At 41.6% G+C, this 16,520-nt stretch carries 15 protein-coding genes; 8 read left to right on the top strand and 7 right to left on the bottom strand.

The window, feature by feature from the left end; translation table 11 throughout:
* Positions 1 to 18: 18 nt before the first annotated feature.
* Together L1D51_RS04265 and L1D51_RS04260 are read left to right on the top strand one after the other, a co-directional pair.
* Positions 19 to 1,347, top strand: a complete 1,329-nt coding sequence (locus tag L1D51_RS04265) for a sigma-54-dependent transcriptional regulator (protein WP_209326473.1) — start codon at positions 19 to 21, stop codon at positions 1,345 to 1,347.
* Positions 1,347 to 2,639 carry a sensor histidine kinase gene (locus tag L1D51_RS04260; RefSeq protein ID WP_239962790.1) on the top strand — a complete coding sequence of 431 codons (1,293 nt, stop codon included), beginning with the start codon at positions 1,347 to 1,349 and terminating at the stop codon, positions 2,637 to 2,639. The genes L1D51_RS04265 and L1D51_RS04260 overlap by 1 nt, the downstream gene beginning before the upstream one ends.
* Before the next feature lie 55 nt (positions 2,640 to 2,694).
* On the opposite strand, the gene L1D51_RS04255 is transcribed toward L1D51_RS04260, so the two are convergent.
* Positions 2,695 to 3,033, bottom strand: coding sequence for a Grx4 family monothiol glutaredoxin (locus tag L1D51_RS04255; RefSeq protein ID WP_054551536.1), 339 nt, complete (start codon positions 3,031 to 3,033; stop codon positions 2,695 to 2,697).
* A gap of 264 nt (positions 3,034 to 3,297) precedes the next feature.
* On the opposite strand from L1D51_RS04255, the gene L1D51_RS04250 reads away from it, so the two are divergent.
* From L1D51_RS04250 to L1D51_RS04230, 5 genes are all read left to right on the top strand, one after another.
* Positions 3,298 to 3,879 carry a superoxide dismutase gene (locus L1D51_RS04250; RefSeq protein WP_054551537.1) on the top strand — a complete coding sequence of 194 codons (582 nt, stop codon included), beginning with the start codon at positions 3,298 to 3,300 and terminating at the stop codon, positions 3,877 to 3,879.
* Positions 3,880 to 4,118: 239 nt separating this feature from the next.
* Positions 4,119 to 6,041 carry a PrkA family serine protein kinase gene (locus L1D51_RS04245; protein ID WP_239962788.1) on the top strand — a complete coding sequence of 641 codons (1,923 nt, stop codon included), beginning with the start codon at positions 4,119 to 4,121 and terminating at the stop codon, positions 6,039 to 6,041.
* 26 nt (positions 6,042 to 6,067) lie between these two features.
* Positions 6,068 to 7,354 (top strand): YeaH/YhbH family protein, encoded by a 1,287-nt coding sequence (locus L1D51_RS04240; RefSeq protein ID WP_054561727.1) that lies wholly within the window; start codon positions 6,068 to 6,070, stop codon positions 7,352 to 7,354.
* Between the two features lie 20 nt (positions 7,355 to 7,374).
* Positions 7,375 to 8,889 (top strand): SpoVR family protein, encoded by a 1,515-nt coding sequence (locus L1D51_RS04235; RefSeq protein WP_054561728.1) that lies wholly within the window; start codon positions 7,375 to 7,377, stop codon positions 8,887 to 8,889.
* Between the two features lie 6 nt (positions 8,890 to 8,895).
* Complete coding sequence (locus L1D51_RS04230) at positions 8,896 to 9,777, top strand: universal stress protein (RefSeq protein ID WP_055196816.1); 882 nt, start codon at positions 8,896 to 8,898, stop codon at positions 9,775 to 9,777.
* A 55-nt stretch (positions 9,778 to 9,832) separates the two neighbouring features.
* Here the strand turns inward: L1D51_RS04230 and L1D51_RS04225 are convergent, their stop codons facing one another.
* Both L1D51_RS04225 and L1D51_RS04220 read right to left on the bottom strand, forming a co-directional pair.
* Positions 9,833 to 10,795 (bottom strand): sensor domain-containing diguanylate cyclase, encoded by a 963-nt coding sequence (locus tag L1D51_RS04225; protein WP_054561730.1) that lies wholly within the window; start codon positions 10,793 to 10,795, stop codon positions 9,833 to 9,835.
* A 3-nt stretch (positions 10,796 to 10,798) separates the two neighbouring features.
* On the bottom strand, positions 10,799 to 11,803 hold the full coding sequence (locus tag L1D51_RS04220) for a response regulator (protein ID WP_054561731.1): 1,005 nt from the start codon (positions 11,801 to 11,803) through the stop codon (positions 10,799 to 10,801).
* 205 nt (positions 11,804 to 12,008) lie between these two features.
* Between L1D51_RS04220 and tpx the strand changes: the two genes are divergently transcribed.
* On the top strand, positions 12,009 to 12,590 hold the full coding sequence (gene tpx, locus L1D51_RS04215) for a thiol peroxidase (RefSeq protein WP_239962786.1): 582 nt from the start codon (positions 12,009 to 12,011) through the stop codon (positions 12,588 to 12,590).
* A gap of 76 nt (positions 12,591 to 12,666) precedes the next feature.
* Here the strand turns inward: tpx and adk are convergent, their stop codons facing one another.
* From adk to L1D51_RS04195, 4 genes are all read right to left on the bottom strand, one after another.
* A complete protein-coding gene (gene adk, locus L1D51_RS04210) occupies positions 12,667 to 13,311 on the bottom strand; it encodes an adenylate kinase (protein WP_036967590.1) in 645 nt (214 codons plus the stop codon).
* A gap of 179 nt (positions 13,312 to 13,490) precedes the next feature.
* The gene (gene htpG / locus L1D51_RS04205) at positions 13,491 to 15,404 is read right to left on the bottom strand and encodes a molecular chaperone HtpG (RefSeq protein WP_054561733.1); all 1,914 of its coding nucleotides are present in this window, start codon (positions 15,402 to 15,404) and stop codon (positions 13,491 to 13,493) included.
* A gap of 161 nt (positions 15,405 to 15,565) precedes the next feature.
* A complete protein-coding gene (gene recR, locus L1D51_RS04200) occupies positions 15,566 to 16,174 on the bottom strand; it encodes a recombination mediator RecR (protein ID WP_054551546.1) in 609 nt (202 codons plus the stop codon).
* Positions 16,175 to 16,184: 10 nt separating this feature from the next.
* Positions 16,185 to 16,511 carry a YbaB/EbfC family nucleoid-associated protein gene (locus L1D51_RS04195; protein WP_054551547.1) on the bottom strand — a complete coding sequence of 109 codons (327 nt, stop codon included), beginning with the start codon at positions 16,509 to 16,511 and terminating at the stop codon, positions 16,185 to 16,187.
* Between the last annotated feature and the right edge of the window lie 9 nt (positions 16,512 to 16,520).

The following is a 16,520-nucleotide window of genomic DNA, read 5'->3' as shown; positions in this document are numbered from 1 at the left end:
AATAACTAAAACAATAATATGGAAAAAATACTGATCGTCGACGATAACCCAGCCATTTTGGATGCTTTGTCGTTATTACTCGAAATTCACGGTTTTGATGTTGTTACAGCAAGTAACCCGTTTGAGGCAATTCAAGCCGTACAATACCAACGCATAGCGCTTGTTATTCAAGACATGAACTTTACCGCCGACACCACTTCAGGCGAAGAAGGCAAAGAACTTTTTTATGCCTTACGAGACATTAATCCTCACCTACCGATTATTTTGATCACCGCATGGACAGAGCTTTCTACTGCCGTTGAACTTGTCAAAGCAGGGGCTGCTGATTATTTACCAAAACCATGGGACGATGCAAAGCTACTTACTTGTGTAAATAACCTAATCGAACTGGGTAAAGCAAAACAGCAAAACGAAACCTTTACCCGCCACCAGCAAGAACGTGACGCATCTGTACAACAAGCAAATTTAGTAGGCTTGGTTTATAAAAGTACCGCTATGGAGCACATTGTTAATCTTGCGATTCAAGTTGCTAAATCAGATATTTCAGTGCTGATCACAGGCCCTAACGGCAGTGGTAAAGAGCGCATTGCGCAAATAATACAGGCCAATTCATTATTAGCAGATAAACCCTTTATCACTGTTAATGCCGGTGCTTTACCAAGCGAGCTTATTGAGGCTGAATTATTTGGTGCAGAAGCGGGCGCCTATACAGGTATTACTAAACAGCGTATTGGTCGTTTTGAAGCGGCCGATGGTGGCACCCTATTTTTAGACGAAATTGGTAACTTACCACTTTCTGGGCAAATGAAATTATTACGCATTTTACAAACTGGTGAATTTGAACGTTTAGGCTCAACACAAACACGTAAAGTGAATGTGCGGGTGATTTCAGCAACCAATGAAGATTTAAGCCATGCAATTAAAACAGGTCAATTTCGTGAAGACCTTTACTACCGCTTAAATGTAATTGAGTTAAATTTACCAAGCCTTGCCCATCGCCCAGATGATATTTTAGCTTTGGTCGCACACTTTTTACCTGAGCGCACACTGTCACTAAGTACAGAAAAAGCCCTGCTCGCCCATAGCTGGCCGGGTAATGTTCGTGAGCTTGAAAATGCCTGTAAACGTGCTGCAGTTTTAAAACCCACAGGGGTGATTGAGCTTGCTGATTTTGGCTTACAAGTTGAAACAAACAGCCCAACACAAACAAGAGCAGAGCCTAACAAACAAGAGATTGAACTTGCCATGCGCGAGTACAAAGGTGTGATTGCTAAAGTGGCTCGCCATTTTGGCTTAAGCCGCCAAGCGCTTTATCGCAGGCTTGATAAATTTAAGATTGAATACTAATGCGTTTTTCGTTTCGATATAAAATCATAACTTTGTGTATTGCTGCTTCTGCATTGCCGCTTATATTGGTTTGTTATTTTGCGGGCATAAGCTTGCTTTACAGCCTATTAGCCCTACTCGCTTGCACCTTGATAAGCGGATTTTTTGCCGCGCAATTATCAGCTCCGCTCATTGATGGCATGAACTCGCTGGAAACCGGGCTGCTTAATTTTAAAGATGGTGAGCTGGCTACATTATTAGCCTATGATGGCAGTGATGAGCTAGGTGATTTATGCCGGCTTTATAACCAAACTGCAAAACAGCTTCGCCAAGAAAAACAATGGATTTATCAGCGTGAGTTGATGCTCGACAAAGTACTGCAAAGCTCCCCACAAGCTGTGCTTTTGACTAACGACCAAGGCTTTATTGTTTATAGCAACCACAGTGCCCGCAGCTTACTTGATGCTAAATCAGCCCTTGAAGGCGCCAAGCTAGAGAACTTATTAGATTCAAGCTGCGAGCAATTAACGCGTGCGATTCACAAAGGCGTTGATGGTTTATTTACCCTCGACAAAGCAGATCAAGAATCACAAACTTGGCATATGGCAACAGGCCGATTATTACTTAATAATCAGTTTCATCAACTTTATGTTTTTAAACAACTGACCCGTGAACTAAGCCGCCAAGAAGTAGAAGTATGGAAAAAAGTTATTCGTATTATTAGCCATGAGCTTAACAACTCCCTAGGGCCAATGTCGTCGATGCTTCATAGCGCGCAACTATTAACGAAAGAAGTCGATGAACCACGTTTAAAACGGGTATTTACCACCATTGAAGACCGCATAAAACACCTTAATGAGTTTGTGCAAGGCTATGGTAAATTTGCCAAGTTACCCACCCCTCAACTATCAACGATTAACTGGCCGACGCTGGTTGAGCAATTAAAAAGTCAGTGGCAGGTTGAAGTATCACTTGATGAGCGAGTGACAACTGACGCTGATCACACTCAGCTCGAACAATTACTTATAAACTTATTAAAAAATGCCTATGAATCGGGTTCAAACCCCGGAGATGTCAGCTTAACAGTTCTACAAGAAGCAAGTGGCACACACATCACAGTGAGCGATAAAGGCAAAGGCATGAGTGAAGCTGTAATGGCTAACGCACTAATCCCCTTTTACTCAACCAAAGCAACAGGCAGTGGCCTAGGGTTAGCACTTTGCAGAGAAATAGTTGAAGCGCACCACGGGCAAATTAGCTTGCATAACCGCGAGCAAGGTGGATTAAGCGTCCATGTTTTGCTGCCAGCTTGATAAATTTGATATAAAAAAAGCCGCATTTAGCGGCTTCTTTCTACACTAAATATAATTATTCAGCGTCTTTTTCTTTGTACTTTGCAGCTGTTTCAGTGATTAGTGGCTGTAATTCACCACGTTGAAACATTTCGATGATAATGTCACAACCACCAATAAGCTCGCCTTCTACCCATAACTGTGGGAATGTTGGCCAGTTTGCGTATGCAGGTAACTCTGCACGGATATCTGGGTTAAGTAGAATGTCAACGTAAGCAAACTGCTCACCACACGCCATAAGTGCTTGTGATGCTTGTGAAGAAAAACCACAGTTAGGTAACTTTGGTGATCCTTTCATGTAAAGAAGGATAGGATTTTCAGAAATTTGCTGTTTAATTTTATCGATGGTTTCCATTTACAACCTCAAAAAAGACATTGGCTTACTACATTGGCCTTGAAAAAGTTTCACTGTGGCCTCAGATATATAACTTAAAATCGGCATTCGTAGCCACAATTTTAAATAGTCTTTAGCAATAGCATTGCTGTTTGCTAAAACTTGAGTAAAATACTCAACAATTATAGTAACACTATAATACCACTTGGTATAGGGAAGTACGCTGTTTACCTTGCTATTACCTATAACTGAGTGGACTATCAACCAAGAAGATGGAGATAAAAAATGGCATTTGAACTACCGTCACTACCATACGCAATCGATGCATTAGAGCCACATATTTCAAAAGAGACTCTAGAGTTTCACCACGGTAAACACCACAACACTTACGTTGTGAAATTAAACGGTCTGATCCCAGGCACAGAATTCGAAAACAAATCTCTAGAAGAAATCGTATGTTCTTCAGAAGGTGGCGTATTTAACAATGCTGCACAAATCTGGAACCACACGTTCTACTGGAACAGCCTATCTCCAAACGGCGGTGGCGAGCCTACAGGCGCAATCGCTGACGCGATCAACGCTAAATGGGGTTCTTTCGACGCATTCAAAGAAGCGTTAAACGACAAAGCAGTAAACAACTTCGGTTCAAGCTGGACTTGGTTAGTTAAACTAGCTGACGGCACACTTGATATCGTTAACACATCAAATGCTGCAACGCCTTTAACTGATGAAGGTGTTACTCCAATCCTAACAGTGGATCTTTGGGAACACGCTTACTACATCGATTACCGTAACGTTCGTCCAGATTACCTAAAAGGTTTCTGGGCATTAGTTAACTGGGACTTCGCGAACGCTAACTTCGCTTAATCTTCTGTTACTAGCAGTAATCAAAAAAAGACGCTTCGGCGTCTTTTTTATTGCCAGTGCACGCCCCTTCTAAGTCGCAGCCAAGCCCTAAGCCAAAAAGCGTAATCAAGATGAGCTTTTTTCAATTAAATTCTTAATTTTCTTGCGCAAAAATTCAAAATCGTGACTAAGCTTTAATTAGCCTTTGCTTTTCTCTTAATCTAATTACACGTCATTTTAGCGGGTTTTCGGAGGTCTCTATGAGTATTTTTGAGCATTACCAATCACGATACGAAGCAACGCAAGAAGAAGAATACAGTATTGAGGAATTTCTCGAGATCTGTAAGAAGGATAAATCAGCTTATGCCAGCGCACCTGAGCGACTATTAATGGCCATCGGTGAGCCGGAGATTATCGACACTTCAACCGATGCGCGCTTAAGCAGGCTGTTTTCTAATCGCGTAGTCGCACGCTACCCTGCATTTCACGATTTTTATGGTATGGAAGATGCCATTGAGCAAATCGTCTCTTATTTAAAACATGCTGCGCAAGGCTTAGAAGAATGTAAGCAAGTACTGTATTTACTTGGCCCAGTAGGTGGCGGTAAATCATCCATTGCTGAAAAGCTAAAATACTTAATGCAGCAGGTACCTATTTACTCAATCAAAGGCTCGCCTGTTAACGACCACCCTTTAGCCTTATTTGACCCAAATGAAGACGCAGAGCTTTTAGAAAAAGAATACGGCATTAAACCGCGTTATTTAAAAACAGTGATGTCACCGTGGGCCGCAAAACGCTTAAGTGAATTTAATGGTGATATTAGCCAATTTAGAGTGGTTAAGCGCTTCCCATCTATTTTAAATCAAGTTGCGATTGCGAAAACTGAGCCCGGCGATGAAAACAATCAAGACATTTCAGCGTTAGTTGGTAAGGTAGATATTCGCCAGCTTGAGCACTTTGCACAGAACGACCCTGATGCGTATGCCTACTCAGGTGCACTTTGTTTAGCAAACCAAGGCTTAATGGAATTTGTGGAAATGTTTAAAGCGCCAATCAAGGTGCTACACCCACTGCTTACAGCAACGCAAGAAGGCAATTACAACGGCACAGAAGGCATTAGTGCCCTGCCGTTCAATGGCATGATTTTAGCTCACTCAAATGAATCTGAGTGGCAAACATTTAAGAACAACAAAAACAATGAAGCATTTTTAGACCGTGTTTACATCGTCAAAGTGCCTTATTGTTTACGTGTATCTGAAGAAGTTAAAATTTACAATAAACTACTCGAAAACAGTGAATTACATGATGCCCCTTGTGCACCGGGGACATTAAAAACACTGGCACAATTTACCACTCTTTCGCGTATTAAAGAGCCAGAAAACTCAAGTATTTATTCAAAAATGCGGGTCTATGACGGCGAAAGCTTAAAAGACACCGATCCTAAAGCGAAGTCGTATCAAGAATACCGCGATTACGCGGGTGTTGATGAGGGCATGACAGGGCTTTCTACCCGCTTTGCGTTTAAGATCCTATCGCGGGTATTTAACTTCGATACCACTGAAGTGGCAGCCAACCCAGTGCACTTATTCTATGTTCTTGAACAGCAAATTGAGCGAGAGCAATTTACCGCCGATGTTGAAGAGCGTTACTTAAGCCACTTAAAAGGATACCTTATTCCTCAGTATGTAGAGTTTATCGGGAAAGAGTTACAAACAGCCTATTTAGAATCTTACTCAGAATATGGGCAAAACATCTTTGACCGCTACGTCACTTATGCAGATTTCTGGATCCAAGATCAAGAATACCGCGACCCAGATACTGGCCAGTTATTTGACCGTGCTGCGCTTAACGCAGAGCTTGAGAAGATTGAAAAACCTGCGGGTATTTCAAACCCTAAAGATTTCCGTAATGAGATAGTTAATTTCGTACTGCGGGCGCGTGCCCACAACCAAGGCAAGAATCCGCTTTGGACCAGCTACGAAAAACTTCGCACAGTTATTGAGAAGAAAATGTTCTCAAATACCGAAGATCTGCTGCCGGTTATTTCCTTCAATGCGAAAACCTCTGCAGAAGATCAGAAAAAACACGAAGACTTTGTCAATCGTATGGTTGAGAAAGGCTATACCCAAAAACAAGTACGTTTACTTTCTGAATGGTATTTACGCGTTAGAAAATCGCAGTAAAAAACGTTTGTTTTAAGGGGGTTGTTATGGCGCATTTTATTGACCGACGCCTGAATGGAAAAAACAAAAGTACCTTGAATCGTCAACGGTTCATCAGGCGTTATAAAAAACAGATTAAAGAAGCGGTATCTGATGCCATTAATAAGCGCAGCGTAACCGATACCACCAGCGGCGAGAGTATCTCTATTCCGCAACGTGATATCAGTGAGCCTATTTTTCATCAAGGACGTGGTGGCGACCGTGAACAGATCCACCCAGGCAATGACCAGTTTTCTACGGGCGACAAAATCAAGCGCCCGCAAGGGGGCGGTCAAGGTGGTGGTAGTGGCGAAGGTGAAGCCAGTGACTCTGGTGAAGGACAAGACGACTTTGTATTCTCTATTTCAAAAGATGAATACTTAGACTTATTGTTCGAAGATCTTGAGCTGCCTAACCTGCAACAAAACCAGCTCGATAAACTGGTGCAAATGAAAACCCATCGCGCTGGTTTTTGTAACGACGGCATGCCAAGCAATATTGATATTGTTCGCTCATTACAAGGCTCTCTTGCTCGCAGAGTGGCGATGACTGCAGGCAAAAAACGTCACCTTGCTGAGCTTGAAGGCCAGCTCGCTCTGCTACAAGCTGAACAGCAGCCAGACAAGGCGGCAATTGCCTTACTTGAACGCCAAATTGAGGAGTTGCAAAACCGCATTAAAGCAGTGCCTTTTATTGATAATTACGACTTACGTTTTCGTAATTATGAAAAGCAACCACACCCAACAAGCAAAGCAGTCATGTTTTGTTTAATGGATGTGTCTGGCTCGATGGATCAAGCAACGAAAGACATGGCAAAACGCTTTTATATTCTGCTTTATCAATTTTTAACTCGTAGCTACAAAAATATAGAGGTTGTCTATATTCGCCATCATACCCAAGCGAAAGAAGTCGATGAGCAAGAGTTTTTCTATTCTCAAGAAACGGGTGGCACCATAGTATCTAGTGCATTAAAACTGATGAACGAAATAATCGCTGAACGCTATAACCCTGAAGAGTGGAATATTTACGCAGCGCAAGCCTCTGATGGTGATAACTGGGCTGATGATTCGCCAAACTGTGGCGAAATTTTACGTAATAAGCTGTTAAAGGCGGTGCGCTATTACGCCTATATCGAAATTACCGCTCGTGCTCATCAAAGTTTATGGCGAGAGTATCAATCAATAGTGCAAACCCACGACAATTTTGCCATGCAGCACATTCGTGGCGTTGAGGACATTTACCCTATTTTCCGTGAATTATTTAAAAAGAATCGTCAGCAGCAAGGCGCCGCATAGCCTTGCCAGTGAGGTAAAGTATGGCCGATAAACGTATTAGCGACGGTCCTGATTGGACATTTGATCTATTAACAGAGTATCAAACTGAAATTGAACGGGTAGCGAAAATTTATAAACTCGATACCTACCCAAATCAAATTGAGGTGATCACTGCTGAACAAATGATGGATGCCTATTCGAGTGTGGGAATGCCGATTGGCTATAGCCACTGGTCGTATGGTAAAAAATTCATTCAAACAGAGCAAAATTATAAACGTGGGCAAATGGGCCTTGCTTATGAAATAGTTATTAACTCAGACCCGTGTATTGCCTATTTAATGGAAGAAAACACACTGCCTATGCAAGCCTTGGTAATGGCCCACGCCTGCTATGGTCACAACTCTTTTTTTAAAGGCAATTACTTATTTAAAACCTGGACTGATGCCAGCTCAATTATCGATTACTTATTATTTGCCAAAAATTACATTGCCAAGTGCGAAGAGAAATACGGTATTACAGAGGTCGAAAACCTGATTGATTCATGCCATGCGTTAATGAACTATGGTGTCGACCGCTACAAACGCCCGCAACGTATTTCACTTTTTGAAGAACAAAAACGCCAACAAGAACGTGAAGACTACCTACAATCGCAAGTCAACGAGTTGTGGCGCACAATCCCTACTTCGCAGCAAGAGTCGAAAAAGCGTGAGCGTCGTTTTCCAGAAGAGCCACAAGAAAACATTTTGTACTTCATAGAAAAAAATGCCCCACTACTTGAGTCATGGCAACGAGAAATAATTCGTATTGTGCGTAAAATTTCGCAATATTTTTACCCACAAAAACAAACTCAAGTGATGAATGAGGGCTGGGCTACGTTTTGGCATTACACCATTTTGAACCACCTGTACGACGAAGGTAAGCTCACCGATGCCTTTATGCTTGAGTTTTTACAAAGTCACACCAATGTGGTGTACCAACCGCCCTATAACAGCAATTATTATTCAGGGATCAACCCCTATGCTCTTGGCTTTAACATGATGGTTGATATTCGCCGTATTTGTGAAAATCCAACAGAAGAAGACAAGAAATGGTTTCCGGAGTATGCCGGCAGTGATTGGTTAGAAACCCTGCACTTTGCAATGCAAAACTTTAAAGACGAGAGCTTTATTAGCCAGTTTTTATCACCAAAAATTATTCGTGATTTTAAGTTGTTTACCATTATTGATCATGAAAAAGAGCCGACCCTCAATGTCGGTGCCATCCATGATGAAATGGGCTATCACCAGGTTCGTGAAACCCTGTCGGCACAATACAACTTAAGTAATCACGAACCAAATATTCAAGTCTATAATGTTGATATTAGAGGAGATCGTTCACTCACTCTGCGTTATGTACCGCATAACAATATTCCGTTAGCTAAATCAAAAGATGAAGTGTTAAAACACCTTTACAGGCTATGGGGCTTTAAGGTAAAACTGGAACAAGAAACCGCAACAGGTGAAGTTTCATTATTGGGTGAATGCCCAAGCAGTGATACCCGACACACAACAGAGTAGCCAAAAATGAATAAAAAAATACTGGTGATCATCGACTCTACAGCCGATGCTAAAACGTCTATATTACATGCAAAGCAAAAATCCAAAGGCGTGAAGCATATTGATATTGTTGCTTTTAGCTACGAAGACACCAATAACATTTTATTCTCTATTCCACCTGATGAAGCGCTCGCTATTCAAGACAAAGAGCTCGCTAAAGTCCGTGCAGCACTTGGTCCACTTATCAGTGAGCATTTAAATGATGGTAGCTATACTTTGCAAACCCTGTGGCATGAAAGCCCAGTACAGTGGCTAGCCAATGAGCTTGATACGTCAGACTATGAAATGGTGATTAAAACTCGCCACATCGACGAAGAAACGCAATTTACAGAGCTAGACTGGCAGCTTATTCGCTTTAGTCCACTACCGCTTTATTTGGCCGCCGATAACAAGTGGCGTAACAATACCAATGTACTGGCAGCCCTTGATTTAGGCAGCGAAAAGGCGACTAAATACTGTTTAAACGAAGCAATTATCAAAGCAGGCTTAGCCTATGCTAAAGACTACGACAGCGAGTTTTACGCTTGTTATACCGTACATGTATCGCCGTTTTTACGTGATTTAGGCATTGTCTTTTCAGACGAGCAAGTAATTAACGCCTTTGAAAAGCTACCCGTAGCACAGCGTACCTTAATCGAAGCCCACGACTTAAAAGACAAGCTTAAAATCAAAGCCGGTGTCGTTGAGCAAGTGATCCCAAGTGTTGCAGCTAAATTAAATGCAGACTTAGTGATTATGGGTTCGGTAGGTAATACGGGTATTAAAGGTCATTTAATTGGTAATACTGCCGAAAAAGTCATGAAGCTACTTAAAACAGATATTCTTGTTCTACCGCCACTTGGGGTTTAATCCGCAAACTTAATCAAATAAATATCAAAAAGGGGCTTATTTGCCCCTTGTTTGTTTATAAATCTGTATAAGCTGTGACCTTGTTACGGCCGTTTTCTTTTGAGTGATATAAGGCTTTATCGGCTGCTTCAACCCACTTTTCGTAGCGATCAAACTTCTCGTCGAAGCAGGCAAAACCAATACTGACCGTCAGTTGAATTTGTTTGCCATCAAAGTAAATTGATGAGTTCTCAATCAGTGTTCTTAATCGCTCAGCAAAGATATGCGCACCCTCATGATCAGTATCAAGCAAGGTTACCGCAAACTCTTCACCACCATAGCGACCTGCTAAGTCTGTTTCACGCAGAGTTTTACGTAGTAAGTCTGCAATATGACGCAGTGCCTCATCACCGCCACGATGGCCATGCTCATCATTAACCTTTTTAAAGTGGTCAATATCAAACATCAACAAACTGCTACATCCGCCACTGCGCACAATGCGCATATATTCTTTGCGTAGCTTTTCTTCCCAATAACCACGGTTAGTAAGCTTAGTAAGTGCATCGGTACGGCTCATTTGTTCAAGCTTACTGTTGGCTTCTTCTAGCTCTTTTTTATTCACCGCTTCATCGGTTACATCATAGATAATGATACAGATATGCGATACTTCACCTGTGGTCGTCGTCAGCGGAATAAAAGTGGCATTTTGATACATATGATCCGCTTTACCGGTAATTGGACGGTAATTTTTAAAACGGAAAATATACGGCTGCTGCTCCCAAATAGTAAATGAGCGATTATTTAGAATGAACACAGACTCAGATTTGCTGCGAAACCATTTTTCATCGATTGATGGAAATAAGTCAAACAGGTCTTTATCTTTTACCGCGCTTGGCAATAAGCCGGAATGGTTTTCCATAAACCCATTCCAGATGCATACTTTGTAGTCTCTATCGAGCACCACTAGGCCTACATCAACGGTATTAAACATATCCATTAACCAATGGAGTTCATTCATATTAAAATCGGCTGCAGGCATAGTTTAGTCTTCTAATAAATAAGCTACTTTGTACTTAAGGGTTTTTAATGAGTCCTCGGTGAACAGCAACATCAAATCACAGTTAATATTGTGATTTTCGATGCCATAGCTGATCTCAATCGCCAGCGTTCGTTGCCAGCGAGATTTATTGGCTTTTACTAAATCGGTCACATCACAATGTTGTCCTAGCACCACAGGGTGACCTTGGCTAAAACGCATATCGAGCTGTTTAGAAAGCCCTGATAAAATCGCGCCAATTAGAATATTGCTGACATCCATCAGCAGCTCAAGCTCAACTTTATCGTTAAGCTCGCCTTCGTAATTCATAAGTGACGCAATTTCTTTAAAACTTGAATCATTTAACAGTAATAAGGCTTCACCAGATACACCACCACCGATAAAACCTTGGCACACACCAGATGTAGTGGCATTCGCATCAATCGAGCGTAAAGCCATATCGAGCTCATTTACCTCTAATACATTTACATTAGGAATAGGAAGCTTTACGAATACATTAAGAAGACGCGCTAATAAGTCCCCTGCTTGCCCCATAGCCACGTTTGTGAGCTCTTGATAGATGTCACGCACATCAGGGTCAACTTGCTCACCTAGCTTATTAGCAAGGCGCTCACGCATGGCTTTATCTTTAATACCATGGTGCTCGATGATATTTGCAAGCTTTTCTGCAGAGCAAGGTTTTTGAATAAAGTCGATAGCGCCTAACTCAAGCACACGTTGGTGAGCGTTAGGTTGTATATCGCCAGATACAACCACGGTGAGAACATGTAGGTCTTGTTCTTGAATAGCTTGAAGTACTTCGTAGCCATCCATTTCAGGCATGTTTAAATCGAGAAACAGTATTTCAGGCTGAATTTTTTTGATTTGCTCAATACAGTGAACACCGTCTTCAGCAAACTCAACTTTAATATCCCAATCATCGGGTAAAGAGCGTGCTAATTGTCGACGAGCTAACTTTGAATCATCACAAACTAATACCGATGTTGACATACTCTCTCTCTAAATCCGTACTTTTTAACTAGACACAAATTAGCCTAGCAACTTTATTCTTATTTTTATATATAAAAAATAGGGTCACGAACACATGTTAATCAAACTACTGGTTATTTACAATTTTAAATTGTACTAATCCTTGGAGCCACCCCATGAGTATAATACACTGATGTTAAATGCGTTAATTTGAAGGAATCTTATTATGTTACGTCCACTTATATTTGCATTAAGTGCAGTGTGCACGTTTAGTTATGCAGGTGATTTATCAGAAAATAGTTTAGATGCTGGTAAGGTTTCTGCCCAATCTAAGCCGGTCACTTTACTAGGGCAAGGTGTTGAAATTGGTCAAAAAGCGCCTAATTTTAAAGTAGTAGATGGCAGCTTTACGCCCGTCACATTAGACAACTATCAAGGCCAAGCAGTGCTTTTAAGCGTTGTGCCAAGTTTAGACACTGGCGTATGTAGTATTCAAACCAAACACTTTAATGAAAAAGTAGCTTCAGAATACCCAAGTGTGGCAATGCTAACCTTAAGCGCAGACTTACCGTTCGCACAGAAGCGTTTTTGTAAAGCGGAGAATATAGACAAAGTAGTGACTTTATCTGACTCAGTATGGCGTGACTTTGGTAAGAACTACGGTTTGATTATCAAAGATATGGGCTTGTTAACCCGCGCCGTATTTGTGCTCGATAAAGAACATAACATCGTTTACAAGCAGCTTGTCGATAACCTTTCAAAAGAGCCTGATTACGACAGTGCTATTGCGGCATTAAAGAAACTGTAAAGCGCAATTTAACTTGCAGTGAGACAGACACAAAAAAACCGCCCAACGGCGGTTTTTTATGTCAACAATTAGGCTATTAACCTAAAAGCTCACCAAGTTGTTGGCTAACAGCTTCAACAGCTTGAGTACCGTCTAATTTGTGGTACTGAGTGTTGCCTGCTTTCGCTTCAGCTTGGTAGTAATCAACTAATGGTTTAGTTTGGTCGTGGTAAATACCTAAACGCTTACGAACTGTTTCTTCAGTGTCGTCATCACGAATGATTAGGTCTTCACCTGTGATGTCATCTTTACCATCAACTTTAGGTGGATTATAAACAACGTGATAAACACGACCAGAGCCAGGGTGAACGCGACGGCCGCCCATACGCTCAACGATAATTTCATCAGCAACGTCAAATTCGATAACGTGATCAACTACCACGCCATTCTCTTTCATTGCATCTGCTTGAGGAATAGTACGAGGGAAACCGTCTAGTAAGAAACCTTTTTCACAATCTGGCTTAGCAATGCGCTCTTTAACTAGACCGATAATAATTTCGTCAGATACTAATTGACCTGCATCCATTACTTTTTTAGCTTCAAGACCAAGTGGTGTACCTTCTTTGATTGCTGCACGCAGCATATCGCCCGTAGAAATTTGTGGAATACCGTATTTGTCCATCAAAAACTGAGCTTGAGTACCTTTACCTGCACCCGGCGCGCCCAAAAGAATAATGCGCATATCATTGTCCTCTGTGTGATACTAATCTTAAAAATGGTCGATCAGTGGAGTTTTGTTTTTAGAGCCTGAATTCTTCCACAACTAAGGCTATACCTCAAGTAACTTATACCAATTGCCTATATTAGCGGCAATAAAAAAGGGAGCCTTGCTCCCTTTTCCAACTCATTCAGCTAAAACGCTTATTTGCTTAAATCTAGCATAAGTTTGTTCAAACGAGTTACAAAGCCTGCAGGGTCTTTTAAAGTACCGCGCTCAGCCAGTAATGCTTGATCTAAAAGTACTTGTGACCACTGAGCAAACTTGTCTTCGTCTTGTTCAACATTTAGGTGTTTAACAAGCTGATGCTCTGGGTTAAGCTCAAAAATTGGCTTTTGCTCAGGCACTGTTTGACCAACTGATTCCATTAACTTTTGCATTTGCGAGCTCATATCGTGCTCATCAGCAACAACACATGCAGGCGAGTCAGTTAGACGGTGCGTAAAGCGTACGTCTTTAACGTTATCACCTAGTGCTGTTTTAATACGCTCGACTAGGCCAGCAACTTCTTTTTCTGACTCTTCTTGCGCTTTTTTCGTTTCTTCGTCATCCATGTTGCCTAAATCTAAGTCACCACGGGTAATTGACTGGAATGATTTTTCGTTGAACTCTGTTAAGTAGCTCATCATCCACTCATCAACACGGTCGCTTAGAAGCAATACTTCGATGCCCTTCTTACGGAAGATCTCTAAATGTGGTGAGTTCTTCGCTGCAGCGAATGAATCAGCAACTACATAGTAGATTTTGTCTTGCTCTGGCTTCATACGCTCAATATATTGCTCAAGCGATACATTTTGTGTGCTTTCATCAGTATGTGTAGAAGAGAAACGCAATAGCTTAGCAATAGCTTCTTTGTTAGCCGCATCTTCAGCTGGGCCTTCTTTTAACACCTGACCAAACTCATTCCAGAAAGATTGGTAATCTTCTTCGCGGTTTTTCGCCATACGCTCAAGCATTTTAAGTACGCGCGATGTACAACCTTTACGGATTGCTTGCGTTACTTTGTTGTCTTGTAAAATTTCACGTGACACGTTAAGTGGTAAGTCGTTTGAATCAAGTAAACCTTTCACAAAACGTAAATAGCTTGGCATGAACTGCTCAGCGTCATCCATAATGAAAACGCGTTGTACATACAGTTTTAAACCAGATTGACGCTCACGGTTCCATAAATCGAAAGGTGCTTTTTTCGGGATGTATAACAAGCTCGTGTATTCTGTTTTACCTTCAACCTTGTTATGTGCCCAGCTTAGTGGCTCTTCCCAATCATGACCGATGTGCTTATAAAACTCTTTGTACTCTTCGTCTGTTACTTCTGACTTATCACGAGTCCATAGTGCTGTTGCGCGGTTAATACCTTCCCACTCGCCCGGCTGTGCTGGAATTTTCTCGCCGTCAGGACCTTCAGATTCAGGTACTTCTGCTTTATACATTTCTACTGGAATAGAAATATGGTCTGAATATTTAGTTACGATGCTACGTAGACGGAACTCATCAGCAAACTCTGTTTCGTCTTCACGAAGGTGAAGAATGATTTCGGTACCACGTGATGGTTTATCAATCTCTTGTAATGTGTACTCACCTTCACCTGCAGATTGCCATTCAATACCTTGGCTTTCACCTGCTTTACGCGTACGTACTGTTACTTTGTCAGCAACGATAAACGCTGAGTAAAAACCAACACCAAATTGACCAATCAATTGTGAATCTTTGCTTTGGTCACCAGTTAGGTTTTGGAAAAATTCTGCGGTGCCTGATTTTGCAATTGTACCTAGTGAATTGATCACATCTTCACGGCTCATACCAATACCATTATCAGTAATGGTGACCGTGTTTGCTTCTTTATCGGCACTGATACGTACTTTTAGTTCCGCATCGTTTTCGTATAAATCGCCATTAGAAAGCGCAAGGAAACGTAATTTATCTGCCGCATCTGACGCGTTTGATACAAGCTCACGTAGGAAAATCTCTTTATTAGAGTAAAGAGAATGAATCATCAGGTTTAATAATTGTTTGACTTCTGTTTGAAAGCCTAATGTTTCTTTTTGTGCTGCAGTCATTGTGTAAATCTCCAATTAACAAAGTGTCTAATCTGCACTATGACTCTTTATATGGGGCAGGCTTTTTGAACTTCAAGGCAAAAAATTAAATTTACGGCTAAATTGGGGGGCTATACACAAAAAAGCCTGCTTAAAGCAGGCTTTTGATACCATTTTCGGTATTAGTTTTGGTTTACGGCGCGTCGTCCGCTAAATGCGTGCATCAATGTCATACCATCGAGTAAGTCGAGCTCACCACCAACAGGGACACCGTGAGCAATACGAGATGCACCTACCTGATACTTATGACAAAGCTCAGCAATGTAGTGGGCTGTGGTTTCACCTTCAACACTTGGATTGGTCGCGAGGATCACCTCATTAATGCCGCCTTGTTGCAACTTGCTTTCAAGAATATCAAGGCCAATTTCTTTTGGTCCTATGCCATCAATTGGCGACAAGTGACCCATTAAAACAAAGTAAAGACCTTGGTATTGACCAGTTTGCTCAATAGCGAGTACATCGGTTGGTGATTCGACCACACACAATAAACCACTATCTTGGCGTTTAACACTTGAACAAATATCGCATACAGCTTGCTCTGTAAAAGTACGACAAGATTGACAGTGCCCTACTTCATCCATTGCTTTGGTTAATGCATGACCAAGCTGTTTACCACCCTGACGGTCACGCTCAAGCAAATGAAAAGCAATGCGCTGTGCCGACTTAGGACCTATGCCCGGCTGGCATCGTAGCGCTTCAATTAGCTGTGTTAAACTAGGAGATAGTTGCATACAAAATCACTTAGAATGGCATTTTCATACCTGGTGGTAATTGCATACCGCCAGTTACTTTGCTCATGCGCTCTTGAGTTTCTTCAGCAACACGACGAACAGCATCATTACACGCTGCCGCTAATAAATCTTCGATCATGTCTTTGTCGTCTTCCATTAGGCTGTCATCTAATTCAACACGACGAACATTGTGGTTACCAAGCATAGTTACTTTAACTAGGCCTGCACCTGCTTCACCTACAACTTCAAGGTTTGCGATTTCTTCTTGGGCTTTTTGCATGCGCTCTTGCATTTGCTGCGCTTGCTTCATCATGTTACCCATTCCACCTTTAAACATAACTGTCTC

It is taken from the genome of Pseudoalteromonas shioyasakiensis, from assembly GCF_022398475.1.
Lineage (GTDB): Bacteria > Pseudomonadota > Gammaproteobacteria > Enterobacterales > Alteromonadaceae > Pseudoalteromonas.
This window is presented reverse-complemented; position numbering and strand designations above follow the sequence as displayed.

Bases quoted from the DNA above. Each gene is read 5' to 3' on its own strand.
- L1D51_RS04265 (WP_209326473.1), top strand. From the start codon at position 19: ATGGAAAAAATACTGATCGTCGACGATAACCCAGCCATTTTGGATGCT.
- L1D51_RS04195 (WP_054551547.1), bottom strand. From the start codon at position 16,511: ATGTTTAAAGGTGGAATGGGTAACATGATGAAGCAAGCGCAGCAAATG.
- L1D51_RS04245 (WP_239962788.1), top strand. From the start codon at position 4,119: ATGAGTATTTTTGAGCATTACCAATCACGATACGAAGCAACGCAAGAA.
- adk (WP_036967590.1), bottom strand. From the start codon at position 13,311: ATGCGCATTATTCTTTTGGGCGCGCCGGGTGCAGGTAAAGGTACTCAA.
- L1D51_RS04230 (WP_055196816.1), top strand. From the start codon at position 8,896: ATGAATAAAAAAATACTGGTGATCATCGACTCTACAGCCGATGCTAAA.
- L1D51_RS04250 (WP_054551537.1), top strand. From the start codon at position 3,298: ATGGCATTTGAACTACCGTCACTACCATACGCAATCGATGCATTAGAG.
- L1D51_RS04220 (WP_054561731.1), bottom strand. From the start codon at position 11,803: ATGTCAACATCGGTATTAGTTTGTGATGATTCAAAGTTAGCTCGTCGA.
- L1D51_RS04225 (WP_054561730.1), bottom strand. From the start codon at position 10,795: ATGCCTGCAGCCGATTTTAATATGAATGAACTCCATTGGTTAATGGAT.
- L1D51_RS04240 (WP_054561727.1), top strand. From the start codon at position 6,068: ATGGCGCATTTTATTGACCGACGCCTGAATGGAAAAAACAAAAGTACC.
- tpx (WP_239962786.1), top strand. From the start codon at position 12,009: ATGTTACGTCCACTTATATTTGCATTAAGTGCAGTGTGCACGTTTAGT.
- recR (WP_054551546.1), bottom strand. From the start codon at position 16,174: ATGCAACTATCTCCTAGTTTAACACAGCTAATTGAAGCGCTACGATGC.
- htpG (WP_054561733.1), bottom strand. From the start codon at position 15,404: ATGACTGCAGCACAAAAAGAAACATTAGGCTTTCAAACAGAAGTCAAA.
- L1D51_RS04235 (WP_054561728.1), top strand. From the start codon at position 7,375: ATGGCCGATAAACGTATTAGCGACGGTCCTGATTGGACATTTGATCTA.
- L1D51_RS04255 (WP_054551536.1), bottom strand. From the start codon at position 3,033: ATGGAAACCATCGATAAAATTAAACAGCAAATTTCTGAAAATCCTATC.
- L1D51_RS04260 (WP_239962790.1), top strand. From the start codon at position 1,347: ATGCGTTTTTCGTTTCGATATAAAATCATAACTTTGTGTATTGCTGCT.